At 45.2% G+C, this 25,822-nt stretch carries 20 protein-coding genes; 4 read left to right on the top strand and 16 right to left on the bottom strand.

Annotated features, from left to right (window positions below):
• Positions 1–13: 13 nt before the first annotated feature.
• The 7 genes from mraY to Q397_RS0107115 are packed head-to-tail and all read right to left on the bottom strand — an operon-like array spanning position 14 to position 7,319.
• Positions 14–1,099 carry a phospho-N-acetylmuramoyl-pentapeptide-transferase gene (mraY, locus tag Q397_RS0107145; RefSeq protein ID WP_028878825.1) on the bottom strand — a complete coding sequence of 362 codons (1,086 nt, stop codon included), beginning with the start codon at positions 1,097–1,099 and terminating at the stop codon, positions 14–16.
• Between the two features lie 5 nt (positions 1,100–1,104).
• A complete protein-coding gene (locus Q397_RS0107140; RefSeq protein ID WP_028878824.1) occupies positions 1,105–2,487 on the bottom strand; it encodes a UDP-N-acetylmuramoyl-tripeptide--D-alanyl-D-alanine ligase in 1,383 nt (460 codons plus the stop codon).
• Complete coding sequence (locus Q397_RS0107135) at positions 2,480–3,892, bottom strand: UDP-N-acetylmuramoyl-L-alanyl-D-glutamate--2,6-diaminopimelate ligase (protein WP_205618802.1); 1,413 nt, start codon at positions 3,890–3,892, stop codon at positions 2,480–2,482. Before Q397_RS0107135 ends, Q397_RS0107140 begins: the two co-directional genes overlap by 8 nt.
• A gap of 9 nt (positions 3,893–3,901) precedes the next feature.
• Positions 3,902–5,590 (bottom strand): peptidoglycan D,D-transpeptidase FtsI family protein, encoded by a 1,689-nt coding sequence (locus Q397_RS21490; RefSeq protein ID WP_051609793.1) that lies wholly within the window; start codon positions 5,588–5,590, stop codon positions 3,902–3,904.
• Positions 5,591–5,593: 3 nt separating this feature from the next.
• Positions 5,594–5,917, bottom strand: a complete 324-nt coding sequence (gene ftsL, locus Q397_RS21485) for a cell division protein FtsL (protein WP_051609792.1) — start codon at positions 5,915–5,917, stop codon at positions 5,594–5,596.
• Positions 5,914–6,855 (bottom strand): 16S rRNA (cytosine(1402)-N(4))-methyltransferase RsmH, encoded by a 942-nt coding sequence (gene rsmH / locus Q397_RS0107120; protein WP_028878822.1) that lies wholly within the window; start codon positions 6,853–6,855, stop codon positions 5,914–5,916. The genes ftsL and rsmH overlap by 4 nt, the downstream gene beginning before the upstream one ends.
• Positions 6,852–7,319, bottom strand: a complete 468-nt coding sequence (locus tag Q397_RS0107115) for a division/cell wall cluster transcriptional repressor MraZ (RefSeq protein ID WP_028878821.1) — start codon at positions 7,317–7,319, stop codon at positions 6,852–6,854. The genes rsmH and Q397_RS0107115 overlap by 4 nt, the downstream gene beginning before the upstream one ends.
• A gap of 829 nt (positions 7,320–8,148) precedes the next feature.
• On the opposite strand from Q397_RS0107115, the gene Q397_RS0107110 reads away from it, so the two are divergent.
• Together Q397_RS0107110 and Q397_RS25375 are read left to right on the top strand one after the other, a co-directional pair.
• Positions 8,149–9,855 (top strand): hypothetical protein, encoded by a 1,707-nt coding sequence (locus Q397_RS0107110; RefSeq protein WP_028878820.1) that lies wholly within the window; start codon positions 8,149–8,151, stop codon positions 9,853–9,855.
• A gap of 11 nt (positions 9,856–9,866) precedes the next feature.
• Positions 9,867–12,314: an SEC-C metal-binding domain-containing protein gene (locus Q397_RS25375; protein WP_169737980.1), complete on the top strand. Its 2,448-nt coding sequence runs from the start codon at positions 9,867–9,869 to the stop codon at positions 12,312–12,314.
• An 11-nt stretch (positions 12,315–12,325) separates the two neighbouring features.
• Here Q397_RS25375 and Q397_RS0107100 read toward each other — a convergent pair whose 3' ends face one another.
• Genes Q397_RS0107100 through Q397_RS21475 form a run of 3 tightly spaced genes read right to left on the bottom strand, consistent with a single transcriptional unit; the run spans position 12,326 to position 14,278 of the window.
• Positions 12,326–12,991: a hypothetical protein gene (locus Q397_RS0107100; RefSeq protein ID WP_028878819.1), complete on the bottom strand. Its 666-nt coding sequence runs from the start codon at positions 12,989–12,991 to the stop codon at positions 12,326–12,328.
• A complete protein-coding gene (locus tag Q397_RS0107095; RefSeq protein ID WP_028878818.1) occupies positions 12,984–13,934 on the bottom strand; it encodes an MvdC/MvdD family ATP grasp protein in 951 nt (316 codons plus the stop codon). Before Q397_RS0107095 ends, Q397_RS0107100 begins: the two co-directional genes overlap by 8 nt.
• A complete protein-coding gene (locus tag Q397_RS21475; RefSeq protein ID WP_038013033.1) occupies positions 13,934–14,278 on the bottom strand; it encodes a hypothetical protein in 345 nt (114 codons plus the stop codon). Before Q397_RS21475 ends, Q397_RS0107095 begins: the two co-directional genes overlap by 1 nt.
• Positions 14,279–14,419: 141 nt before the next feature.
• On the opposite strand from Q397_RS21475, the gene Q397_RS0107085 reads away from it, so the two are divergent.
• Positions 14,420–16,228, top strand: a complete 1,809-nt coding sequence (locus Q397_RS0107085) for a hypothetical protein (protein ID WP_028878817.1) — start codon at positions 14,420–14,422, stop codon at positions 16,226–16,228.
• Between the two features lie 37 nt (positions 16,229–16,265).
• On the opposite strand, the gene Q397_RS21470 is transcribed toward Q397_RS0107085, so the two are convergent.
• The 5 genes from Q397_RS21470 to Q397_RS0107060 are packed head-to-tail and all read right to left on the bottom strand — an operon-like array spanning position 16,266 to position 20,656.
• Entirely contained in the window at positions 16,266–16,667 is a 402-nt protein-coding gene (locus Q397_RS21470) for a TA system antitoxin ParD family protein (protein WP_038013004.1), read from the bottom strand.
• A gap of 24 nt (positions 16,668–16,691) precedes the next feature.
• Positions 16,692–17,804, bottom strand: a complete 1,113-nt coding sequence (locus tag Q397_RS24645; RefSeq protein ID WP_084148972.1) for a TniQ family protein — start codon at positions 17,802–17,804, stop codon at positions 16,692–16,694.
• Positions 17,795–18,670: a TniB family NTP-binding protein gene (locus Q397_RS0107070; protein WP_028878815.1), complete on the bottom strand. Its 876-nt coding sequence runs from the start codon at positions 18,668–18,670 to the stop codon at positions 17,795–17,797. Before Q397_RS0107070 ends, Q397_RS24645 begins: the two co-directional genes overlap by 10 nt.
• 5 nt (positions 18,671–18,675) lie before the next feature.
• Positions 18,676–20,247 carry a Mu transposase C-terminal domain-containing protein gene (locus Q397_RS0107065; protein ID WP_028878814.1) on the bottom strand — a complete coding sequence of 524 codons (1,572 nt, stop codon included), beginning with the start codon at positions 20,245–20,247 and terminating at the stop codon, positions 18,676–18,678.
• The gene (locus Q397_RS0107060) at positions 20,240–20,656 is read right to left on the bottom strand and encodes a TnsA endonuclease N-terminal domain-containing protein (protein ID WP_028878813.1); all 417 of its coding nucleotides are present in this window, start codon (positions 20,654–20,656) and stop codon (positions 20,240–20,242) included. Before Q397_RS0107060 ends, Q397_RS0107065 begins: the two co-directional genes overlap by 8 nt.
• Before the next feature lie 410 nt (positions 20,657–21,066).
• On the opposite strand from Q397_RS0107060, the gene Q397_RS0107055 reads away from it, so the two are divergent.
• A complete protein-coding gene (locus tag Q397_RS0107055) occupies positions 21,067–22,488 on the top strand; it encodes a P-loop ATPase, Sll1717 family (protein ID WP_028878812.1) in 1,422 nt (473 codons plus the stop codon).
• Positions 22,489–22,552: 64 nt separating this feature from the next.
• Here Q397_RS0107055 and Q397_RS0107050 read toward each other — a convergent pair whose 3' ends face one another.
• Positions 22,553–25,813, bottom strand: a complete 3,261-nt coding sequence (locus Q397_RS0107050; protein WP_028878811.1) for an AAA family ATPase — start codon at positions 25,811–25,813, stop codon at positions 22,553–22,555.
• Between the last annotated feature and the right edge of the window lie 9 nt (positions 25,814–25,822).

Here is a 25,822-nt window from a genome sequence, read left to right as displayed (position 1 = left end):
GACCGTTTGTCCTTTAACGAATTTTCAATGTCGCAAGCCCGATCAAGGCCAAGATTAAGGCGATGATCCAGAAGCGAATAACGATAGTGGGCTCGGCCCAGCCTTTTTTCTCAAAATGATGGTGCAGCGGGGCCATTTTAAAGACCCGCTTGCCCGTCAGCTTGAAGGAGGCAACCTGTACGATGACGGACACGGTTTCCAACACAAACAGGCCGCCGACAATGGCCAGCACCAGTTCGTGCTTGGTCACAACCGCGATGGACCCCAAGGTGCCGCCAAGGGCCAAAGATCCTGTGTCGCCCATAAAGACCATGGCGGGTGGGGCGTTAAACCACAAAAAGCCGATGCAGCCGCCAATAACAGCGGCGCAAATAACCGCCAGTTCCCCGGCGCCGGGGACATAATGGATTTGCAGGTAGCCGGAAAAGACCGCGTTGCCGATCAAATAAGCGATGATGGCAAAGACGCCGCAGGCGATGATGACAGGCACCGTCGCAAGACCATCCAAGCCATCTGTCAGGTTAACCGCGTTAGAGGCGCCGATCATGACAAAGACCCCAAAGACGGGGAAGAACCAACCGAGGTTGATCAGTACGTCTTTGAAAAACGGCAGCGCCAGATGGGTGTTGAGGCTGTCAGGCTGAGTGAGCGCAATCATGTAAGCGGCGATCCCGGCAAACAGGATTTGCCCCAAAAGCTTGAGTTTCCCCGACAGACCCTTGGTGTTTTTCTTGGAGACTTTCAGGTAATCATCGGTGAAACCGATCAGGCCGTAGCCAAGAGTGACCAGCATCACCGCCCAGAAATACATATTGGTCAGGTCGGCCCACAACAGGACGGACACGGACATGGAAAACAGGATCATGATCCCGCCCATGGTCGGTGTGCCTTGTTTTTTCAGGTGGCTTTCAGGGCCATCGTTGCGGATGGGTTGGCCTTGCCCCTGCCATTGACGCAACCAGCGGATCATGGACGGGCCGATGATGAAGGCGATCAACATGGCGGTCATAACCGCGCCACCTGTTCTAAAGGTCAGGTATTTGAACAGGTTGAAGACCGTATATTCATCGGCTAGGGGAAAGAGGAGGTGGTATAGCATGTGTGTTAGGTCTCTTTTTTCACATCCAAATCCAACAGGGCATCCAGCACGATAACCGTGCGCGATCCTTTTGAGCTTTTGATACTGATGATGTCACCGGCGCGCAGGCTTTGCACAACCAGTGGGGCGAGGTGTTTTGAATCGGGGGCATGGGCACCGCGCTTGGCTTGGGGGAGCGCGTCATGCAAATGTTTCATGAGGGGACCGCAGGTGAAGACCAGATCAATGGGATCACAGGCATCCACCAATCCGGCATGGATGTTGACTTCATCGGGACCAAGTTCCAGCATATCACCCAGCACAGCGATGCGACGCCCCTCTTTGAGGGACAGAACCTCAAGGGCAGCGCGCATGGAGGCTTCGTTGGCATTGTAACTTTCGTCAATCACCTGAATGCTGCCGAACGGGGCATCGATATGATGGACGGCCCCGCGCCCTTTTAATTGCGCCAATTGACCAAGATGGGCCGCGGCCTGTTTGACATCCGCACCCAAAGCCACAACGCCCGCTAAGACGCACAGGCTGTTGCCCACCCAATGCTGACCTTGATGGGCAATGGTGTAGTTAAGGGCGTGCCCGTTCAGGTCCGCTTTAATATCTGTGCCGGTGGCGACAGGTGTTGCGTCAATGGCTTTGAAGTCCGCCTTTGATGAGGTGCCGAAGCCGAGGATGCGATGGCCAAGGGCTGCGTCTTTCATACGATCAAAAAAGGCGTTATCGGCATTTAGGATCGCAACGCCGTCTTGATCCAGTCCGGCGAAAATCTCACATTTGGCATCGCAAATCCCCTCTAACCCGTTGAAATGTTCAAGGTGGGCGGACGCGATGGTGGTGATGATGGCGGCATGTGGTTTTGCCATGTGGGACAGCGGCGTCAGTTCGCCTGCGTGGTTCATCCCCAGTTCAAGGACCGCATAGTCACAATCACGCGGCATCCGTGCCAAAGTTAAGGGTAGGCCGAAATGGTTATTGAGATTGCCGATGGTCGCATGTGTTTTGCCTTGTTGGGACAAGACGCTGGCCAAGGCTTCTTTGACGCCTGTTTTGCCGACACTGCCTGTCACGGCGATGATTTTTGCGTTGGAGCGTGCACGCGCGGCAATGCCCAATTGTTCCAGGGCTTTGGTCGTGTCACGCACCAGCAAAAGATTGTCGTCTTTACGGCAATCCTTGGGAATGTGGGAGACAATGGCAGCACTGGCACCGGCTTTCAGGGCGGCTTGCACATAGTCATGACCGTCAAAGCTGGGGCCTTTGATCGCAATAAACAGATCGCCTTTCGCCACAGCGCGGCTATCGATGGTGATGCCCGTTGAGGCCCAATCGCCAAAGGGCGTGCCGTCAACAGCTTTCGCGGCTTCTTCGCTTGTCCAAAGGAGATCAGCCATGGATCACCTCCCGCGCGAGCGCACGATCATCAAAGGGCAGGACTTTATCGCCGATAATCTGGCCTGTCTCATGCCCTTTACCCGCAAGCACCAAAACGTCACCATCGTCCATTGCTTTGATCGCGGTTTCAATAGCGGCTTTGCGATCGCCAATTTCAATTGCATCCGGGCAAGCTGCCATGATTTCAGACCGGATGGTGGTTGCATCTTCACTGCGCGGGTTATCATCACTGACATAAATCACATCGGCACAGGCACGTGCGATCCGACCCATTTCAGGGCGTTTACCTTTGTCACGGTCCCCGCCGCAGCCAAACAGGACAGCCAGCTTATTTTCCGTATGGGGGCGCAGGGCCTTGAGGACGGTTTCAAGCGCATCGGGTGTATGGGCGTAGTCCACATAGACACCCTTGCCGATCAGTTCCAGACGACCGGGCACGCCTTCTAGTTTTACCAGCAACGGCACAACCTCTGCTGCTTCAAATTTGGAGGCGAGAACAACGCCTAAAGAACAGAGCACATTTTCCACCTGAAAATCACCGGCCAAGGGCAGGGTAATGTCATAGGTCGTACCTTGCACGCTGAGGGACAGGCGTTGTCCGCCCTCACACGGGGTGGCGGACAGAAGTTGGATATCGTCGCCTTTTTCCCCATAGCTGAGGATGCTGTGACCATAGGTGCCGGTTGCGTCTTTCAACGTCTCAAATTCCGGGATGTCGGCATTCAGGACAGCAATGCCGCCCATGCGCAACACGTCACTAAACAAGCGGGATTTGGCCGCCAGATAGCTATCCATGTCCGGATGGTAATCCAGATGATCGCGGCTGAGGTTGGTGAAGGCGGCAATGCGCACATTCACCCCGTCAAGGCGGTATTGGTCCAACCCGTGACTGGAGGCTTCCATGGCCAGGTGAGTGACGCCATGATCGGCCAAATCAGCCAAACGTTCATGCAAACCTGCGGCATCTGGGGTGGTCAGGCCGCCCGCGATTTCCAGACCGGGGGCGGACACACCAATGGTGCCGACACTGGCGGCTTGTTGCCCCAACAGGGACCAAAGCTGGCGCACAAAGGTCACGCAGGAACTTTTGCCGTTTGTGCCGGTAATAGCCGCAATGCATTTGGGTTGACGTTCATAAAAAGAGGCTGCGATATCGGCAAAGCGCAGACGTGGGTTGGCGTCGTACACCACCACCACATTGTCCGGTGCCTCGATCTCCTGATCGTTGGCGGTCAAGATGACGCGCGCCCCGTTTGCGATTGCTTGGGGGATGAATTTGCGCCCATCGACTTGCGTGCCGGGCAGGGCGGCAAACAAAAAGCCGTCTTCGACCTTGCGGGAGTCAACCGTGATCCCGCTGACAGCGACATTTGCGTCAAATTCGGGGATGAGATCTTGCAACATAACCATGACTTACCCTTTCACCTTGATGAACAGGGGGTCCCCTGGTTGATAGAGTTGTTCGTCACCACTGGATGGTTGCAGGCCTAACATGGGGCCGATGCGATCTACGATCTTTTTGGCAATGGGGGCGGCAACCCAGCCCGCTGTGGCATAGCCAAAGGTGCGTTTAATGCCGACCGGCTCATCGACCATGGCGAGGATCGCATATTTTGGGTTATCCATCGGGAAGACACCTGCAAAGGACGAAATACGTGCCCGGCGATTATACCGCCCGCCTTCTTGCTTATCCGCTGTCCCTGTTTTACCGCCCACGCGATAAAATTTTGAATCCGCGTTTTTGCCGGAGCCTTGCAAAACAACAAGGCGCATCAGCTTGCGCATGACTTCGGACGTTTTTTCACTAATCACGCGATGACCGGGCAGGCGGTCTGCTTCGTTGGTTTTGAGCAAAGTCGGTTGGCGCAGGATGCCCCCATTGGCAACCGCACCGATGGCGCTGGTCAATTGCAAGGGGGAAACCGCGATACCATGCCCGTAGGAGATGGTCATCGTGTTGGCTTTGCGCCAGTTGCCCGGCAGCAAGGGGGCACCGACTTCGGGAATTTCAATGGAAGCGGTGTTCAACAGGCCAAACCGTCCTAGATATTCGCGCTGCAGGTCGGTCCCTGCTTCCAGTGCGATTTGGGCCGACCCGATGTTGGAGGAAAAGACCAAGACTTCCGGCACGGTCAGCACCCGCTTTTTGCCGTGAAAGTCATTGATACGGAAGCGACCGATTTTCAGCGGCTTTGTTGCGTCAAACTTATCACGCAAGGTGACCACACCCGCATCAAGCGCCATGGCGGTGTTCAACAATTTAAAGATGGATCCCATCTCATACACACCTTTGGTTGCGCGGTTGAAACCGGCATCTCCCTTGACGGTGCTGGTGTCGTTGGGGTCGAAATCGGGCAGGGAGACAAGGGCCAGAAGCTCGCCCGTCTCAATATCCATCACAAGCCCTGCGCCGCCGATGGCTTTAAATTCCTCAATCGTTTCCATAAGGGCAGCGCGCACAACGGACTGGACGCGCACATCAATGGAAAGTTGCAGGTTGCCATCCGGTCCCAGCAGTTGTTGATCGAAGCTTTTTTCCACACCGGAAATCCCGCGTCCGTCCACATCTGTATAGCCAAGGACATGGGCGACCAAGGGGCCGTGGGGGTAGGTGCGGCGCTCTTCACGTTGGAAGTGCAGGCCGGGGATACCCAACAGGTTGACTTGATATTTCTGTTCCGGTGTCAGGTTACGCACCAGATATTCAAAACGACGGCCAGAAGTCAGTTTTTCAGCGGCTTTATTCAGGCTCAGTTCCGGCAGGATGCTGGCGAGTTTACGCGCTGTCATGGTCGCATCTTCACCGGTTGCCATAAATGCTTTTGAATCCACAAACAAAGAGTCCGTCGGCAAGGAGGTCGCAATCAGCGTGCCGTTGCGATCTAGAATGTTGGCCCGCGTGGTTTCAATCTCGGTACTGGTCTCAACCTTGACCAAGCGCGGTTCCTGATGACCATTGAACAGGGATAAATCCACAACCCGCGCAGCCAGCACCATAAACAGAACGGCAAAGACCGCACCAGCAACCATGGTACGGTTATGTCCTGTTTCAATAGCGCGCTTGTTACGCTGTTGTTTGATTTTTGCCCCGCGCAATTCCATGGATTATTGCTCCAGCTTTGCCGGGGTTGTGTTGGGGTCAGGTGGCAAGGCAGCCGGATTATTCAGACTGTCAAAGGTGACAAGCTGTTCCCCGCGCATCTCTTCCAGATCAAGATAACGTTTGGCAAGAGATTCCAGACGGCTGGGATCGTTCAGGTAACTCCATTCCGCTTTCAGGATATGGATGGTTTCCTGTTCATCCAGAATTTCGTTGTTCAGGCTGTGTAACTGCTTTTCAAGTTCGTCCACCTGATAGGTGATACGAAATACCCCGATGGACAGCGCAAGGGCGAGAACAGCGGTTAAGGCGATGGTCAGGCGTGTCATGCGTTTTCTCCTGTCCAAGCGGGGGCATCTGTGCGCAAAGCGGCACGCAGTTTACTGGAACGCGCGCGCGGATTTTCCCGACATTCCCCATCACTGGGGGCAACGGGTTTGCGGTTGATAAGGGTGAAGGTGGCTTGCGGGCCACTGTCGCCGGCATCCGGCATATAGCGGTTGCCGCGCGAGGTCTGGCCTGCGCGTTCTTTCAAAAACTTTTTGACGATGCGATCTTCAAGGGAGTGGAAGGTCACAACAACCAGACGACCGCCGGGTTCCAAAATCTGCTCGGCGGCAGCAAGTCCGCGTTCCAGTTCGCCCAATTCGTCGTTCACATAGATGCGCAACCCCTGAAAGGTGCGGGTCGCCGGATCGATCTTGTCCTTGGCTTGCCACACGACAGAGCGCACGATCTTTGCCAGTTGCCCTGTGGTCGTGATCTCTTCTTCCTTGCGGGCTTCCACAATCGCTTTGGCCACACGGCGCGAATGACGTTCTTCGCCATATTTATAAATGATATCGGCCAGTTCTTTTTCGCCATAGGTGTTGACCACATCGGCTGCGCTCTCGCCGCTTTGGGCCATGCGCATATCCAGCGGGCCATCTTCACGGAAGGAAAAGCCGCGATCCGCCTCATCAATCTGGAAGGAGGAGACCCCGATATCGAGAACCACTGCGTTCACTTTCTGATCGACAAGGGCCGCCATGTCCCCATAGCAGCCCTCGAACATTGTCAGACGACCTTCAAGTTGTTGGGAAAGATCGTTCCCGCGCTTGATGGCGTCCGGATCACGGTCGATGCCGAAGACACGGCAATTGGCCTTGTCCAGTATGGCTTTGGTATAACCGCCCCCGCCGAAGGTCCCGTCGACAACAATGTCGTTTTCCTGTGGATCGATGGCGTCAACAATTTCGTTTAACAGTACGGGGATGTGACCACTCATACGTTGTCTCCCGTGACTTTGAGTTTTAAGGTGCGCTTGGCTTCGCGGGCCCGGTTAAAGGCTTGTTTTGAATGGGTTTCGTAAGCACCCGGTTCCCAGATGAAAAACTCCCGACCGCGCCCGACAAACAGGGCTTCGTCGGTGATACCGGCATGATCCAGCAGGTCTTGCGGCAAAATCACACGACCTTCGCCATCAAAGCTCAGTTGCGTTGCGCTTTCCAGAATAACAGCCGCCAGATCGTCCTGATCATCAGAGAAAAAGTCGGTTTCCGCCGTCAAGCTATCGGACAGCAGGATCATGAACTCTTCGCCACAGGCGGCGATTGCGGGGAATTTAAAGGAAGGGTAGGCGTACATCCCGCGGAAAGACTGGTCTTCAAAAGACGCGCGGAAGGGCTTAGGAACACTGGTGCGTCCCTTTTTATCTATTTTATTTAGATGCCTTCCGACAAAAAGTGCCATGGTGGCTTTGCCTACAAAACAAGAGTTCCAAACCAATCCCGTTGAATAATGACTCATAGGTCGTTAAAAACCGATGAACCGAGACGCACTTCTGTCAAAGAAGGAAGAGGCCCTTATTATTCGATGGGATAATATGGGATACCATGGGATTTGATGGGAGGTCAACGTAAAAACATGGGTAAACCCCCAGTTTACAAGGGCTTCACCTGTGGTTTTATCTCTATATCTTGTGTGTAACTTTTCCCTTTTGCATATATGTAGCTTTCCAAAAATCAGCACGAACGGGATGTCGAACGAAAAAATAAATAGGATCAAGACCTTTCACGGTTTTGATCCTAAGGAGGTGTTTTTTGGGTTTTATCGTAGAGGGGGGCATTTATGTCCGTGAGGCCTATAGCTAGTATGTCGAAAAATAATATTTGGCGATTTTTTTATTTTTGAATCACTGTTTTCTAGAATTAATCGCTGCTCTCTCTATCGATTCATGATGTGGTTTTTATCATGAATTTAATAAATCATAATCCAAAACAATGAGAAAAAAACAATAGATAGCCGTAATATCAAATGGTTAATGTGTATTTTTGTTTTTATTTTGTCGAGTTGACCATGTGTTAATTTGATTTAGAAATACAGTTTATATCTAGTTCGCGATTTAAACCATATAGCGCGTCAAAAACTCTTCAATTAGTAACCTGTTATGTTAGCCTCGGAAGGCTTCTTTTTTGCTATGCTGTAGTGCATAAGAATAATATATTCCCTGTAGGTTTTGTTATTTTGTTAAAAACCATCTGAGGGTGTCTTTGGGGTATGGATGAACGGAGGGCTGAAAATGCCTAGTTTTTTACATAAGCAATTACTTAAAGGTCTTAAATCAATCGATTATTGTCCGGAGGAGACTGCGCCATATTTGGAATGGATTCAGGGGGAACAGCATCTTCACTTTTTGCAACAAAATACAGCGAATGATAATGAGCTCATAATTTATGCTTCTGATAAACACACGTTTGTTCACACGTTAGTCGTGCCGAATGAATTCCTTTTCCCTATCGATGCAGATGACCTCTTGGGCTGGAGTATGAATCCATTCACACATGCCGCATGTTATGTATCTGGTGGCGGGGAGCCTGGTGTTAGAGTCGAAAAAGAGTCGTGTGATGATGGAACAAAAACTCTAAGAAGTGCAAAAAACCTAATCTTTATGAGAAGTATTGAAGGTGAAACAGGGGCGGGCAGCACATATTGTGAGGTTGCTCAAGAGTTTAGTCATTTAACTGGAATACATTGGAAAACATCACAACGCGCATTTTGTAAATATGATGAAAACGGTGATTTGAAACCAATTGTTTCTGTAACTCTCAAAGAGGATGCAGATGAATGTTACCTAGTTACAATTGATCGGGAAGAATTAAACTACTATCTGGCTGCCTCCAATGCTTCATTGGTTCGTGTATATGATTTTACGCTGATAAATTATGATGGATTTTCGGGTTGGACATCACGCCCAGAAGAAATCATTGAGCTTAGCGAGAATTTTATTTTCAGAAAAAAGAATGACGGTGGAGCCGGCAGCTACCTACGAGGTTTTGAAGTTATTCCGCCCCCTAAAAGTAGTGCTGATTTAGAGGCTAATTGGTTTGCAACTGAGGAAAGAGATTTTGCTGATTTTGTTGCGTTTGATTGGCGAAATAAGGTGGTTCGTAAAATTTCAACTGCACCGGAAGCGACAACAAATTACTTTGTCGCTGATCAAAACGATCTTCCCTTTGAACTGTCGCCCGCCTTCTTTAGGCCAGAGGTCCTCCTAAAATATAAAACTGATAGAGAAAAATACACTGTTACAACCCGATCAATTAGTTGCAGGGCTGCGTGGTCTTTGCGTGGGTATGATGTAAATGAAGCAGGCCAAATTCACGCATATATCTGTGATCTAGCTAAACTACCGTATTCTGAACAATTGCATTGGCTAGGTTTTAATGAAGAGCCTAAGACTGGGATTTCTGATCGTGCGTTTGCAAATGATTTTAAGGCTGAGTATTTCGATAATGAGGAAGCGTTAATTTTACTAAAACGACTTTTGAATACATGGAATAAGAATTCTATTGGCTTCTGGAAGTTAAGGGATCAGGAACTCGTTGATCATATCAATATTCCGCGCACATCCAGTCAGGATGAATGGGCGGAAGCAGTTATGGATCTTAGTAAGTTGATTGTAGAGGGTTTTTTAGTAAAACCTATCAGGCTGAGATTAACCGAGCTAGAGATTGAGTATGATAACCAAGAACGCAGCATTTCTTTGTTAGAGAAGTTGGTGAAGAATTTTGACGATACAGATGAGAGCCATGGATTAAAGGCACTTAGAAATATTCAGTTGATACGTTCAAAAGTTAAAGGTCATTCCGCGGGGGATGAGGCTAAGAAAATTATTCAAAAAGCTTTGGATGAGCATGAGACATTTGCAGTTCATTTTGAGGCTTTGTGTGATGACGTTATAAACGAACTTCAAGCAATTGAAGCGTGTTTTCAGGTGGACGTTTAATGGCGAAAAGAATGAAGAAAAAACAATTTATGAAGCCTGATGATGTGTTTCAGTTTGGGCCTCACCAATATGCTCGATTTGGCAAAGATATTTTTTATCAATCAAACTGGGATGATGGTCAATTCGTTAAGTTCCGTGACAATATGATTGAGAAATTACCGGAGATTATTTCAGAAATTGACAGCCTCGTAGCTCAAATTGCGCAATTGGTTGTGCAATACCCTCCTCTTAAACTATTGCATCGAGCTTTTTGGGAGCTGGCAAGAGAGTGCATGATTTTTGAGGGCCAAGAAAAAGATGTAGAGCCTGATACTGTCTCAATGCGGATGCTGGATTACATTCAAAGTGTATTAGTCTCGGTTTCTCCACAAGACAATCAGAAAGATGAAGTTGATGAAGAGGGATGGAGAAAACTAAAAGAGCTTGTAGATAGCTTATTCAAACTAGTGAATATGAGTTATCTAATTTCTTTAACGTGCAAAAAACAAAAGGAAGATCCTGAATTTGATGAATTCTTTGAAGATTTTTCAGTAAAAGCTCAATTGCATTGGATCAATGTTCGTGGGGAAATGTATCCATGTCATCAGGTTTCTTCTCTACGTGATACTCTAAGTTCACAATCTGAATTGATTTCAAATCATTATGGTCTTTCTAGTGATGCTCTTTGTGATGAAATCGAAAAAATTTGGGATAGTCTTAGCAACGGGATTTCTGATTCTCACCGGGAGATAGAAAAATCAAGGAAGCAAGTTTTAAAAATCCTGGAAACTGAAGATTTAAGCGATGTATTTGAAGAAATATCTTCTCCTGAAGATATTGGTCCTGCAATTCTGAAAAAATACGATCTCGAAGATGAATTGCATAGCGCTGTTGATAAATTTCTTGGGTATGGATTGTTTGACCTTGAGAAAGTTTGTGATCTTCCAAAGGAGTTCCTAGAAGATTTTTCTTGGTCTCTTGGTGAAAATCAAGATTTTTTTGCTGAAGGTGATTTGGCCGGGTGGCCACTTCGTATATGGCCTGTTTTCCAGAAACCATTCATAAAAATTGAAGGTAAGTTTTACTGTTTTGATTTACACCAACTTTTTGATCATTTTTACAGGCAATTAGAAAAGAAGTTATACGCTATTTCTGAGGAGGTAAAACAGGAATGGATACATAATAGAAAGGAAACTTCAGAAAAATTGCCATTAGACTATTTCCAAAAATTGATGCCAGGCTGTGAAATTTTTCGAGAAGTTTATTATCGCTGGAAGCCGGAGGGTGCGCAAAACCCAAATTGGTTTGAAACAGATAGTTTGATTTTATATCAGGGGCATCTGTTCGTTATCGAGGTCAAAGCAGGAGCATTTACATATACTTCGCCTGCAACAGATATACCTGCATATATCCGATCACTTAGAGGATTGGTAGAAGCTCCAGCTAAACAAGGAAATCGTTTTCTTGATTACATGAAAAGTGCTGGAACAGTTTCAATCTTTGATGACAAACATAAAGAGGTTTCGAAAATCTCATTGTCCGACTTTCATAGTGTTACTTTGTGTGCCGTAACCTTGGACCCGTTCACTGAGATAGCTGCCCAAACCCAGCATTTGAGAAAGATTGGTATCAACCCCGGGCAACAGCCAGTTTGGACGATATCCATAAACGATTTGCGCGTGTACGCAGATCTTTTTATTAATCCTCTTCAATTTCTTCATTTTGTGGAAGTCAGGAAAAAAGCATTGGCTTCCGACGTACTCCATCTTGATGATGAGCTTGATCATATCGGCCTATATCATTCCCATAATTATTATGAGGGATATGCTGAGGATAAAAAAGGTGGGCAGGCAGATAGACAAATAAACTTTCTAGGCTACCGAACGCCAATCAATGAGTTCTTTAGCAAGAAGTTATTTGACCCTGAAGCATCTCCATTCCCAATTCAAGAAATGCCTCTTAGGATGAGAGAGGTTATAGATCATTGCGCAGCTGCCCCAAATGCTTCAAAGGCAAAATTCACAAGCTTTCTACTTGATTTAAATGGTGGTTGGCGAGAGCAGTTGTTTGGAAGCATTGATCCTGCTCTTTTTAAGTCGATCAATGCTCAAGAAGCCAAGCCGATATCAATACACGGTGATGTGAACATAACGGTATTTGCTTATTCAATACCCTCTGCATTACCTAAGCATGGTCAAGCAATTGATCACACACACGCCACTATGGCTATGAATGATGAGAAGGAGCGTTTTTTGATTGAGTTGACTTATGCCGGTACGGGGCGTTTAGTTAATGTTCAATGGGAGAAAGCAACATTGTTTGGCTTAAGCAAAGAACGTTTAGAGGTATTGAAAAAAGGGGCAGATAACCTAAAACAAAGCAGGCGTCAAAACTATTTGGCTAGACAGGGTACGATTGGTCGAAACGACCCTTGTTTTTGTGGTAGCGGAAGGAAATATAAAAAATGTTGTGGTGGGTGACCATGGAATAGCTAAATACTCACTCCAAAAATTAGCTCATAAATTACAACAAACCACGGAAAGAGCTTTGTTAAAAAGCTGTAGGCCAGTTGCAGGAATATCAATATTGCGAGGGCAATAATAGCGCGGTAAAGGAAGGCGTAAGCCATATTAAAAGTGCTAACTTTTATATTCACGATCTCTTGATTGTGAAGAGATGCTAGTAAATGTTCTTTTAAGAGGTCTTCCTGGATATTTCTATCTGGATGTTCCCATATCTTTGTCAGGTCTGTGACGTAGACGTAATGATATGCAGCTTTTTGTATTGTCCGCAAAGCCCATACTGCTGATGCCAAAAGATAAGATGTTGCGGCTCCAAAAAACAACATTGTTAACCATTCGGGTAAAGAAACAATGTTCTTAGACCAAGGCGAATTAATAGAAAAAGTTAGAAATGGAACAAAGGCGGCAATGAATAATAAGATATTTGTCGCTTTTGATTTTACACTTCTTAGTCTTTCATCTTCATTATTTGAAATTCTGATGGCTTCATCTATAGCTAAATCAGTGCTTTGACTCCAATCTAAGGTTCTAATCTTATTAGCTTCTTCTTGCTGAGAAATATCCAGCTGCATTGGGTTAAATGTTTTCCATTCAGGGAACGTAGGCCATATAAATTCAATTGTTTTCTTAAGCATTAGAGATTCTTTCCAGCTCATCAACAATTGAGGATGACAAAGGGCTTTGGGTCCTGTTTTCTATCCATGCCCATTGGCCGTTAGGGTTAATTTCTAGAAACCAGTAAACACCTTGCTGATCGAGAATTAAGTCAATCGCCCCAAATCGCAAATTAAGTTTCCGTGTTAGGGTGATACATTTTTCTTCAATTTCTTCTGGAAGGATGCAGGCTTGATGAATTAGGTCGACGTGCTCACCTCTTCTCCAATCAACTTTGGTTTCCTCTGTTGACTGCGATAAGATTTTTGTCGCGAATACCTTATCGCCAACAACAGTTACCCTGATATCACATTCTTTTTTGATCTCAGTTTGAAGAATGATTGGGGCCAATGATAGTGTTTCATCTGGGAATACTTGTCCGCGAGGAAGTTTGTTGGTGAAAATTACTTTCTCTTGTTCTGTTTCATCCAATAACGCGACTTTTAATGGTTTTGCGATACAAGCCTGTCCATTTGTAAAACCAGAAGCTAATTTCGCATCATTCGTTATCAAGCTTTCGGGAATGTAGAAACCAATTTCCTTTGCCAAGAATAGCTGCATAGGTTTGTCTTCGGCAGAATAAATAGCCTTGGGGGAATTTAGCCATTTATTTTCAATTGAGTTTATTGCGGACAGTAAAACGGTGTTCCATTCACCCAGGCAATATTTTTGTTCGTCATAGCCTGTAACGCTTGCAGGCAGTGAGATTTCTCCAGGGCGTCTGAAATATGCTGCGGTAACGTCTGAGAAAGACAATACTTTGTTGTTATAGGAAATTTTCCATCCTAGATCAGGGGTAAAAGAAACTTTCGAATTGGGTAGGTTCTCTGAGTTGAGCCGGTAATAAGGTAAAGATCGTTTCTCTAATTCACGAACTATGTAATCAGATGTTATATCTTTTTCATTAGTTAGTATTAGGAACATCAATCATCACGTTCTGGAGCTGAGCATGTTTTGGTTATCAGCATCAATAGTGAGCTATAAATTGACTGGGCTTCGTCATCACGTTTGCGCTGTGCCTCGGTTTTTGTTCTTAATTCATTTGTGATGGTGAACGGCATATCTTCACCTTCAACTTGTGCCTTAGTTTTTGTGGCAAGTTCAGCAACATTCTCAGCTTTTTCTATTAATGGAGTGGATGTACCATTGTCGTTTACGACCCATACATTTCTAGAAGAGTCGTAGTGCCCTGGCATTTCAGTGCTACCTTCTCTATTCACAGCGAACTGGAAAAGAAAAGGAGAAGTGCTAACGAGGTCTTTTGGCATGCTTTGCTCTCAAGAGTAACAGCTCAATTGGAAGTCTAGTTTTATCACAACTTTACGAATCTGTCCATATGATCTAAACAACTATATGATAAGTTTTGATAGGGAGGGTCACCCTACTTTGGTTGTGTAAATGAGGGGGTTATGGAGAGTATTCGACAGTTCGTAAAAGATAAGAAGGTCTCTATGCCATACAATTATGCGTGGGACGAAAATGTATGGAGCAATATACCCGTAAATAATGAACAAGAGAGGCAACTTGTTTGTTTTGCGTTATATGTTGGAAAACGCTGTCAGACCAACTGGGAAAAGATCAATGAAAACTCTGACGACCATCCTTTGCCGCTAGTCATAAGTAGCATACTAAACGATATTAACCGCTCGGTTCTACCTATTCTAAAAGATGTCGATACCTTTGAAAAAGGGGTGGATTTCAATGAGGCTACAATTGACCTTCTCTCTGACTTTTTATTTATGCAGTCTAAAAGAAGGAAACTAGATACTGAAATTGTGTTGCCGATTGAGTCATTGAATAAGCCAGAAGTGAATGCCGCCGCTTCAGCGATACAAAAAACTTTATATTCAATTTTTCTCTATAAGTTTGCTTTTGATCGAGTGTTTTTTCTCGAAGATAAAGTTTCTTTTTCCGAAGATAAGGTGTCTCTAGAGACTAAGAGAAATTCATTTGGAGAAAGCTATCAGGTCAGGAAAGCTATAAATTACCAAAGGGATAAAGAATGGTATTTACAGGCCTATGATGAGGTTTATGACCGTCTTGATGCCTTGGCTCTTTCTCAATACGACATTGTAACTGGCGTTAGCTATGATGGTGGAAAACCATTTTTCAGAACAGCTCCTGTTTTTCAAAAACCAAGAGCATCGTGCTTGGCAAAAATTCGAGGGTGGGTAGGAACTGAATATTTATTCACCGCGTTAGAAGAACGAGGACATGTTGATGTCGTATATGCGTGGGATATTTTACATTCACTTTGCTTGGCTCTAGTCGAAGAGGTGCAACAGAAGAAAAGTGTTGATTTGATTGTAATGGATTATCAAAAAACGGATTTGATTCATTTATTATCTCACTGCATACCTTGCACGCGCCAACGTGCTCGGAAAATAATTGAGAAATTAACCTTCTCCATTCCTGCAAAAGATGGAGTGTGGTCAAGGCCTCTGATCAGTATTGATAAAAACTTTCTGAAATTGACTGTCCCCGCGATTTTGACTGTTGATCCGGTCAGGTTTTTGCAGTTGCAACTGGGGAACCATGGCGAAAGTTCGGCTCGAGGTACTTACTTCGAACAACGATGTATTGAACAAATTACAAATTTCACAAATGGGTGGGGAGAGGAGAAGTTCAAAGTTTTGCCGCGCAGCATCCCAATCTATAGGATTTTAGGGAAACGTAAGAATGAAACAGATTTTGTTATAAAGATCGGAAATAATCTTGTTTTGTGTGAGGCAAAAAGTGTTGGTCAGTACGCAAGCTCAAGGGAGTTTTATCATTCTTTAAAAGGCATTACGAAAGGTGCTTTTCAGTTAAAGAAACGAAAGGAGGTTATAGAGACAAAAATTCAGGAAGTGGCTAAGCACTTGTGTATAGGGAAAGAAGCAATTCGAGTTAGCAACATAATAATTACTAACTCTGTCATATTTGATGGGTATGAATTGCAAGATGCATGTGTAATTAGCCTTAGAAGTCTGATCATGTGTGTTTCTAAATTGTCTGCTGAGATAAAAAAGTGGAGTGCAGATAAGTTATTTGAAGAATTTGTAGCGTATGTTTCCAATCCTCCGCATTTTGAGATTTATAATCGGCATGCGATTTTTGAGAAATCAATGTCAAGAACAGAACAAATAGAAATTGATTTTGATATATGTAGCCTTGACCTTGAAAAAGCTAGCGAGACAGTAAAAAAGGATCCATTCTTCAATAAACTTTCTAAGTAATAGTCATGGCAAAAGTGATTATTTCTCTTCGCTTCGCTTATGTCTTTTTTACAAAACAACCATCAACAAAATTTCCAATTTTTGTGCTGCCATCAGGATGAATTTGTTCAAGGTAATTTGTATTGGTTAAACAGCGCTGATAGATAGGTCCATTTTTCAAAATATCTTTTTGGAAATCACCGGAAGCTTTATCTTGTTCAATAAGTTCTAAGATGGTTGAACTTGAAATATTGCTGACATCCATTTCTTCAATTATTAGTGTTTTAGCACCAGAAGATATTTGCAATAAATCCATAGCCGTAAGACCTGCATGTCTTTCCACAGTCCTACCAATTTCCGCCCAATATTCGATTTGTTTGGCGGTAGATCTGCATTCAATTTTCCCTTTTTGATAAGCAGCTTGAAAGAGACGTTCTGAGATACGGACTGATGAAGACATAATGCACCTATAAATCAGTTATATTTATTGCAATATTTCATTACGTTTTCTTGAGAGAGGATAACGTAATGGCTGGATAGGTTTGGACGGGTTTGGATTTCGTATGTAACGTGTGAAAGATTGATATAGAGGTCTCCTCATTTTTAGCATAGCATCTGTTTCTGCGAACTCGATTGCTGAAGCTGGCAAGTAGGACGACCAGTTAAGGGGCAAGCAACGATCTGAAACAACAGCGACGATACGTTGACGCGTTTCATCAAGTTTTGCGAAGAAAAATTTCAGTTTGTCTGCATCCTTGTTCATTAGCATGATTATTAATGCGCATGTCTGCATGTGAGTCGTAATGGAAGATACTCTGTTTGGGAATTCGTCGAATAGGCTGTAGATATATTTAGGATGTATCCAAGGGCTTTCAGCTAAGCCTTTCACCCATTTTCCAGGGGAATATAATGGGTCCAGAAGTGCATGGAACATTATAAACATTTCGACAAACCTGAAGGTAGCGACTTTTTTTCCTGTATGAAACACAACAAATTTTTTATTGGCAGTGTCTACGAGCTCTTGCCATTGCAAAGCCCAATCTGGGACTTCTAAGTGGTTTCCTTTGTCAAGGTGAGATTGACAGTAAGGGCACAGAGCATATTTACTATTTAGTAGAGGCCAAGTAGTGATGGGTTGGAAGCAGCAGGGGCATTTATCTGATATAAATTGTTTATGATTTGAGCAGCACAGGTTTTGACCTAGTCTATACCTTATATCAAAATTGCCATTTTCCTTTAGGCATGTAGGGCACCACCGGATTTTTTTAACTGGGGAAAGGGTACTTGAATTATAGCGAGTACGAAGCCAAGGAAATGTAATTTGATTCTTCCAAGATGATAAAGTCGAGGAACGCATTTCTTCGACATTTGCAAAATCTATACAAAATAGGGCTATTAGAAGTTCCTCTGATGGATCATCAATATCACGACTTGATCGAACCAATGTTCCTTTGTAGCCAAAATGGTCATCAAGAAGATGAAGGAAATCTTTTGCAGAGCAACTGTTTTCAGATGCTAGTCGTGTAAACCAGGAGGAAAATGCCTCATGAGGTAGGAAATCCACCTTTTGAAAATGTGATGATGTAGTTATAGCCATCTTTGATCTATTACCTCCGATATGATCGAAGGCGTTATGCGCTCTTCTCCCCCAACAGCTTTTAAAGCTGCTCTGCGCAGTAATTTTTCAACTTCTCCTGTTACACCATCGCAAACTTCTAGAATTTCTCTACATAATCTGGGTTCGATGACGTGGCTTTTTTTTCTTAGTGGATATGTTGCAACTAAGCTTGCTACGAAGTCTATAAACTCTTCATTTAATGACCAGGTCGGCAATAAAAAGGTTTCGAAGCGGCGACTTATTTGTGGATCATATCCTATGATTGAAACTGAAAGAGAGGTGCCAAAAGCTATAACGGGCATCCGGTATTCGTTTGATAGATATTTGAAGAAATTGAGTATTTTTTTCTGATCTTGGCGTGAGCATGCATCAATGTTGTTAAATTCATCGAGGAAAAGTGCTGCTGGCTTGATACGTGCAAAAACATTACTAATAACCCGTTCAAGGCTTTCAATTGTTTCCCTATTTCGCGTAGGTGCTTTTAGGCTGCGTGTGATTGCTGACATAACACGTTTTTCATCAGGAGTTGCAACTAGTTGAAGAGCCAGAATAGGGTGGCTGTCTCCTCCATCTCTTCGTTGGATGCCTGCAGAGTATTTCTTTCGAACCCTATCCAAAATATGCGATTTTCCCATTGAACTTTCTCCATGAATTAATAAACATGTCATTCTTTTGTTCTTCGGAAAAAAAAGGAGCTCTTCAATGCGCTTAATTGCTTGTTCTGCAAATGGTAATGCTATCCATTTGTCTTGGCATATGAACCTTTTACGTTCGTCGTCACTGCGATGAATGTATTCAAGTGCTAATTCACTCAAATGACTATAATTTGTTGCATCTTCAGTCATGTCACTTACTCCGTATCCAGAGTCTTAGGAGAATAATTACGTAAGGGGTCTTCATTTACGTTTTCTGGTTCTGACTCAATTTGACTGGATTGGGACGCAACGCTTCTTTCTATTTCGCGTTGCTGCTTATGAATTTGAAACAGGGCTTCTTCAGAGACCCGTGCTCTCCCCTCAGCAATTAGTTTTTTGCTGATTGCTTCTAGTTCCCACCTTGAGATGTTAGGGTTTCCTGGGTTTCTATAATGAAACTCGTAGATATTATTGTTTGGAAAGTAGACCCATACCTTTGCAAGGTTTCTTGGGTCATATTTCACAATGACTTTTTTCCCAAGATAATTTGCATATCGTTCAATCTCTGTGTTTACGTAACGTATGTTGAATAGCCGAATACCCTCACGAGAAACTGTTCTCGTTTCAAGCGGCAAAAATGTTAGGTAAAGATGTTTTTTATCTCCAACCGTTTCAGGAGAAAACCCTTTGTCACAAGCCATTTTCCACATTGAGATTGGTGGAATTCTCCCCAAGCCTTGGTGGTCGGAGTGGTGGTATTTTTGGATTTGAAGGATTAACCATCTTTCAAATTCTTTGAAATTGAATTTTGCATGCTCAGCACTTTCGTACTCACCTCTATCAAGCGGATTAGATTTTGTTGTACCTGGTAGTTGATGAACTTGACTATTGATAGTTCCTAAGAGGCGTTCAACATGACCTCCAAACCAAGATTTTTTTACAGGACGGTATTTTAGGGTTATACCAAATTCTTCACATCCCTTTCGCAAAGCAATAGATCGAAATTCTTTTGCATTATCAATATGGACGCTATAGGGAACTCCATAACAACACCATTCACTAGGAATATTGACTTCGTCTAAGAGATCGTTTTTCGGCCAAATTGCATTAAGAAGAGCAAGAGCAACTGATAATGAACTTGGGGGGCGCATTGAAAGGTAATACCCTAGAACCATACGACTGTAGACATCTTCTACAATCGTCAAATATGGCCGACCTAATGTTGTTTTCTTGTCTTCGCTGAGAAGTATTATGTCTACAGGGGTATGGTCTATTTGAACTTCTTGAAGAGGTTTTTGAACTACGTGTCTTTTAAAGGCAGTACCTCGTCGACTATGCCCTTTGGCAATTCCATATCTTTTTTTTGCGATGAGTTCGGCGTCAGCATCTTTTAATCTTGCCCTTACAGTATTGATGTTTGGAATTGGGACAAAATTCTTTTTGCATTCAGCAGTAATTTCTTCGTTTAACCTCAAGATACTAGGTTGAGATAGTGAAGCATAAAATTTGTAAATTTTCTCACGAATGATTTCTTCGCAAGCTGGCATTAGTTTTCTTGTCCCAACTCTCGGTCCAGGCTTTCTGGGAAATAGGGAGTTTAGTCCCCCGCTTTCAAGGAAGCGACGAAGAATCTTCCTTGTTTGAGATTGTGATAATTTTAACTTTTTTGAAAGTAAGGTGATTTCTTCCAATGAGAAATGTGTTCGATTTCGATATTTTTTCAGGATATCAAAACGGCGTTTCGCTTCTTCATGTACTGAAGGGTCAAGAGTTTTTGAGTTATTCATAGGGCTCTCCTGTAATGTCAATTTCTGTAAGGAGAACTGTGCGGTAGCCTATTTTACGAACGGCATTTAGTTTTCTTTGGATCGTTGCTGACTTTTTTTCAGCTTCAGCAGAATACTTAATTTCGATGATAGTGTTGGTACTGAAATTCCATTTTTGTAACTGGACTGGAATTAAAGTTGGATATGTTATCAGAAAATCAGGAGTATATTTTCTCCAGATATTGTTATGATCTAAATACTTTGTTGTGAGTGGTTGGGAGGTAACCGTAGGGTTGCCTCCAAATTTAGTGATCCAAGAGAGAAAATCACACTCAAGTTTACTTTCAAAAGCCACCATCCCATGGCCAGGGCGAATGGGATGGAAACCTGTAATGTGGTTGCCCTTAGATAGTGGGATTGTTCTAGGCATGTTTTCTCCTAACGCAAAGTTCACCTTAAGTGTTTAAGGCGCGTTAAGAGAGGTGCCGCTCCCTTTGTCCGCATTTTGTCGGTCTGAAAATGATTAAATCATATACAGTTATTAAAGAAAACAATTAAACCTGTTTTGAAATGTTCTCTTTTAATTTCAATGACCTATTACAGGATTCTTAGTAAAAAACAAACTCGCGATTTATTAGTGTTCTGCCTATAGGAATCCGATCTTATGGGTGTGTAATACTTTGTTTTATAAGGATTCTCTTGAATCATGGTTTGTTAGTTTTTGACATAGTAAGTATCTAAGTTTTGTCGAATGGGGCTTGATTTATATCTTTTTGGTTGTGTAAAGTTGACGTGCAAAAGTTGAAAAAATGTTGTTTTATCTTTTTAGGATGTAGTCATTTGTTTAAAAAAATTGAATTTGGATATGCTGATGCTTCTAATGAAGCTTTGTATCAACCAAGGTTGATCAATGAAGGGTATTATGATCATAAAAATGCACTATCCCATGCTAGGTTTAAGCCTGATTTTTTGTTTCTAGGCAATAAAGGTGCAGGAAAATCCATTCTTGGTGAGAAGCTTGAAAATGAGGCAGCTCATGATCCTGAATTTTTTGTAAAAAGAATTAACCTAGAAGACTTTCCTTTTAAAACATTTGATAAGCTTAGTCCTTCGAAAGAAAGCTCTGAGGCAACTTATCCGTCTGCTTGGGCTTGGCTTCTTTTAATATCGGTAATGGATTCCATACAGCAAGATGAGAGCATGGCACAAGGCGCCGATTTCTCTGAGACCTTTGGTACTCTGAGGTCTGTAGGACTTCTGCCAGATGCGAATATTCGGAGAATCATAGAGCACTCTTCAAAAAGAACGTTTTCTTTAGACATTTTAAAAACCCTTAAAATCACTGAAGAAGGTAATTTACCGGATGCAATTGGACGAATGCCAATGCTTGAAGATCATCTGTTAAAAGCAATTCTGTCGGTTAACTTTGGTTCGCAGCACATTGTCGTAATTGATGGTTTGGATGACATCCTTACAGGTAAAGAAATGCAATACAAGGCTATAGGGTCTTTGATTTTCCAAGCAAGACGGCTCAATATGCACTTCGCCAAAAATAGACAAAAAATTAAAATTATTATTTTGTGCCGCACTGATGTGTTTGAGAAAGCCAACAACACAAATAAGAATAAAATTAGACAAGACACTAGTGTAAAACTTGATTGGTATAGGGGGGAGGAGAATCTAGCTGAAAATGAGTTAGTCAAATTAGCAAATGCCAGAGCTCATTTATATATCGACAAAAACATTGACATATTTGATAGTTTTTTTCCCAAGCGCATCAATCATACCGAAACAATTAAACATCTTCTCAATCACACGAGACATACTCCAAGAGACTTTTTGCAGCTTATGAAAAGTATGCAAAATTTTTATAATTCAAGAACGTTGAGTGAGAATGATGTCAAGGAGGGCGTTAAGCACTACTCAAGTGAGTATTTTCTGCCAGAGATTAAAGATAGTTTAGTAGGTATAATCTCTGATAAGATTATCGAACAGGTTTTTAGTTATTTCGGCAAAACTCGGTCAAGAGAACTCAAAACGAGAGACTTTATTAATTTTATTGAAGAAGAAATATCAGACGATCCTGATGTTCTGGCAAGTATTCTCGACGCTCTATTTTCATCATGCGCAATTGGAAATATTCAAAGGGTTGGAAGGGAAACAAGATATAGTTACAAGTTCAGAAACCAGAATTCTACATTTTCAATTAACGAAGATATTATGCTTCATAGAGGATTATGGAAGGCTTTGAATCTTAGTTAGCAGAATAGGAAAAGCCTTTCGCAAAAACCTTACCTGTGGGTATTAGATTTTTAAAAAATCTTTTTCACTTTTCACCCCCCCCCCCCCCCCCAACCCCCGGCACATTTAAGCGGCTGCGGCCGTTGTGGGTGGGGGTGACGTGGATTTGGGTGGGGATGCGGTCTTTTAGGGCTTGGACGTGGGAGATGACGCCGATGAGTTTGCCGTCTTGTTGCAGGCTGGAGAGGGTTTCAAGCGCGGTTTCAAGGGCGTCTTCGTCTAATGTGCCGAAGCCTTCGTCGAGGAAGAGGGAGTCGACGCGCACGTTGTGGCTTGCCATTTGGGCCAGTCCCAAGGCAAGCGCGAGGCTGACGATAAAGCTTTCCCCACCGGAGAGGTTTTTGGTCGAGCGCACGTCACCGCCTTGATAGTTGTCCATGACATTGAGGTCCAGCGGTTGGGTGGTGTCACGCAGCAAGAGGTAGCGATCCGACATTTTGCTGAGTTGCTGGTTGGCGTGTTTGATCATCACTTCAAAGGTCAGGCCTTGGGCGAAGTTGCGGAATTTTTTACCGTCTGACGAGCCAATCAGCTGATGCAGGCTGTTCCATTTTACACATTCTTTTTGTTGAGCAACGATGGCGCTTTGGCGGTCTTTGATCAGCTCTTTGGCGCGTTCATTCTCGTCCAAGCGGTGGCGCAAGCTGGCGACTTGGCTTTGCAGTTCCCCAAGGCGGGCTTCGCCCTCAGAAAGGGCGTGTTGCAAGTCTGCTAGGGGCTGGTCATTTTGGTGTTGGGTGCGAAGCTCGCGCAATGCCTCGGTTTTTTCTGCCTGTCGGGCGGTGAGGTTGAGGCGGCGGTTTTCCAGTTCCGTGGCCTGTTGTTGGAGGTGGTCGCGCTCAACGGCAGGCAGGCGCGCGGTATTGAAGCTTGCCTCATCCTCAAAGCCCAAGGCGTTGAGTTGGGTGATAAACTCATGTTCCAAGCCATGTAATTGATCCGCGCGTTCTGTCAGACGGGCCTTGAGATCGTCGATTTTTTCTTTCGCCGTGGTGTAGGTTTGCTGGCAGGTGCGGTAGTGAGTTTCGCCCTGTTCTCTGTGCTGTTCAGCCTGTGCAACGTGGTCGTTCAGGCGCTTTTCTTCCTGATCGGGGTCTTTGTCGCCAAACAGGTTTTGACGCTCGGCCTGCTGGGTGGTGAGGCGGTGGCGCAAGGTCTCCAAGTCGGCATGTTGTTGGGTAAGGCGTTTGGTCTGGTCTTGAATATTCTGTTCCAGATGGCGCTTTTGTGTCTCCAGCCGGTCGGCCTCTTTTTCAAACGTGGTTTTTTGGGTCGCAGCGTTGTGCCAGAGATCGCGGCGGTGGCGCAGTTGGGCGAGCAGGTCTTGGGTATTTGTGCTATCGATCTGATCAATGCCTAAGGGGTGTAAACGGGCCTGCACGGTTTCCAGACTTTTGGCAAGGCTGGCTTTGGCCTCAGCCATTTGGTTTTCCGCATCGCTGAGGGTGGTTTGGGCAGTTGTTTGTTCAAGGTGCAGACGATCATTGTGATGTTCTTGGGCGAGGTGTTTTTCCCGCGCTTGGGTGACGGCTTTGTCTGCGTCTTGCAGGTTCTGTTGTGCGTGTTCGATTTGCTCGATCAGGCGGGTGATCTCGGTGATCTGGAGCTCTGTTTCATCCGGTGTGGGGACGTTGCCTTGGGCGAAGGGGTGATCGGTTGCCCCACAAAGTGGACAGGCTTTGCCGTCTTCCAGATGTTGGCGCTGGGCCTCAAGGGTGGCGATCTGCTGTTTAAAGCCCAGTTCGCGCACGAGCGTGTCTTTCTCCGTCTGATATTCCCGCAGGAGGCGTCCTGCCAAAAGCGTGTCGAGCTGGCTTTGGGCCGTGGCTTTTTGGGTTGTTGCGCTTTCAAACGCTGTGTGAAGGGCGGTTAAGGCGGCGCTTCCTTGCGCCACTTTTTCAGCGGCCTCCTCCACTGCTTTGTGGGCATGGTCGCGTTTTTGCACAGCGAGAGTGAGCGCCTTTTGTTGATCTTGCAGGGCGCTTAATTGGGCTTCAATACCCGCAAGATCGGCGATCAGACTTTCATCTGCCGCATGCGTGCGCAAATATTCATCACTTTCGGTGCGCTGTTGGCTGAGGCGGGTTGTGTCTGTGTGGTTTTGCAGATGTTGGGCCTGTAGGTTTTTTAGGGCTGTTTCCTCTTTATCAATCTGGCTTTGGGCGCTCGCCAAGTTGTCTTTTACCGTCTGGAGCTGGTGGTCCAGTTGCCGCACCGCTTTGAGGAGGTTTTGGGCGTTTGCTTGTTGCTGTCGGGCTGTGTTGAAGGCCTCAACCGCTTGATCAAATCGGACCTTGCTGTCCTCGCCCGTTTTGATCAATTGGGGCAGCTTTTCTTCCTCACGCGTGCGTTGGGCTTGGTCAGCCGTTTGGTCGGCGCGTTTGGTCTGGAGTGTGGCAAACAGGCTGTCGAGGCTGGCGGCTTTTTGTGCTTCAAGAAGGGCGTTGAGTTTTGGGGCAAAGGCGGTGGTGTCGTTGGCGAGTTGCACCTGTGCGTCTTCCAAGCTTTTAAGCTCGGCTGTCAGTTTATCAATGGAGTGACGCCAGTGTAAGGTCTTGGTGAGATGGGCGTTTGCGTCTTTGCGCGCATCCAATTGTTCTGTTGCGCGCTCAAGGTCTTCTGTGATTGTGGTGAGGTCTTCCTCACTGAGCAAGGTGACGTGATCGACGGCTTGTTTAAGCTGCTGGAGCTTGTCATTTTCCTCGCGGTTGCGTTCGTGGACGAGGATGGAAATTTGGCTGTAAACTTCCGTGCCGGTAATCTGTTCGAGGATCGGGGCGCGTTGATCGGCGCTGGAGGTCAGGAATTTGGCAAACTCCCCTTGAGCCAGCAAGATTGATCGGGTGAAGCGGGAAAAGTCCATGCCCGTAACGTCTTCGATGAGGGAAGGGACTTGGGAGACTTTATTGGACAGGATGTTGCCGCTGGCGGCGTCCGACAGTTCGTGCTTGGGCGATTGCAGGTTGCCATCTGCCTTTTCGCGGGAGCGATGCTGGCTCCAATGGCTGCGGTAGGTGCCGGACTGGCTTTCAAAGGTGACTTCTGAAAAGCAGATGCCGGTCTGGCGCGACATGATCTCGTTGCTGCCCTGACTGATTTTACCCAGACGCGGGGTCTGCCCGAACAGGGCGAGACAGATGGCATCCAGAATGGTGCTTTTGCCCGCCCCGGTTGGGCCTGTAATGGCAAAAATGCCTTCGGTGGTGAATGCCGGATCGGTGAAGTCGATGGACCATTCCCCCACAAGGGAGTTTAAGTTTTTAAACCGGACATTCAGGATTTTCATAAAAGGTCT

It is taken from the genome of Terasakiella pusilla DSM 6293 (assembly GCF_000688235.1).
Classification (GTDB): domain Bacteria; phylum Pseudomonadota; class Alphaproteobacteria; order Rhodospirillales; family Terasakiellaceae; genus Terasakiella; species Terasakiella pusilla.
The sequence above is the reverse complement of the archived record's forward strand: the minus strand, read 5'-3'. Positions and strand labels throughout refer to the sequence as shown.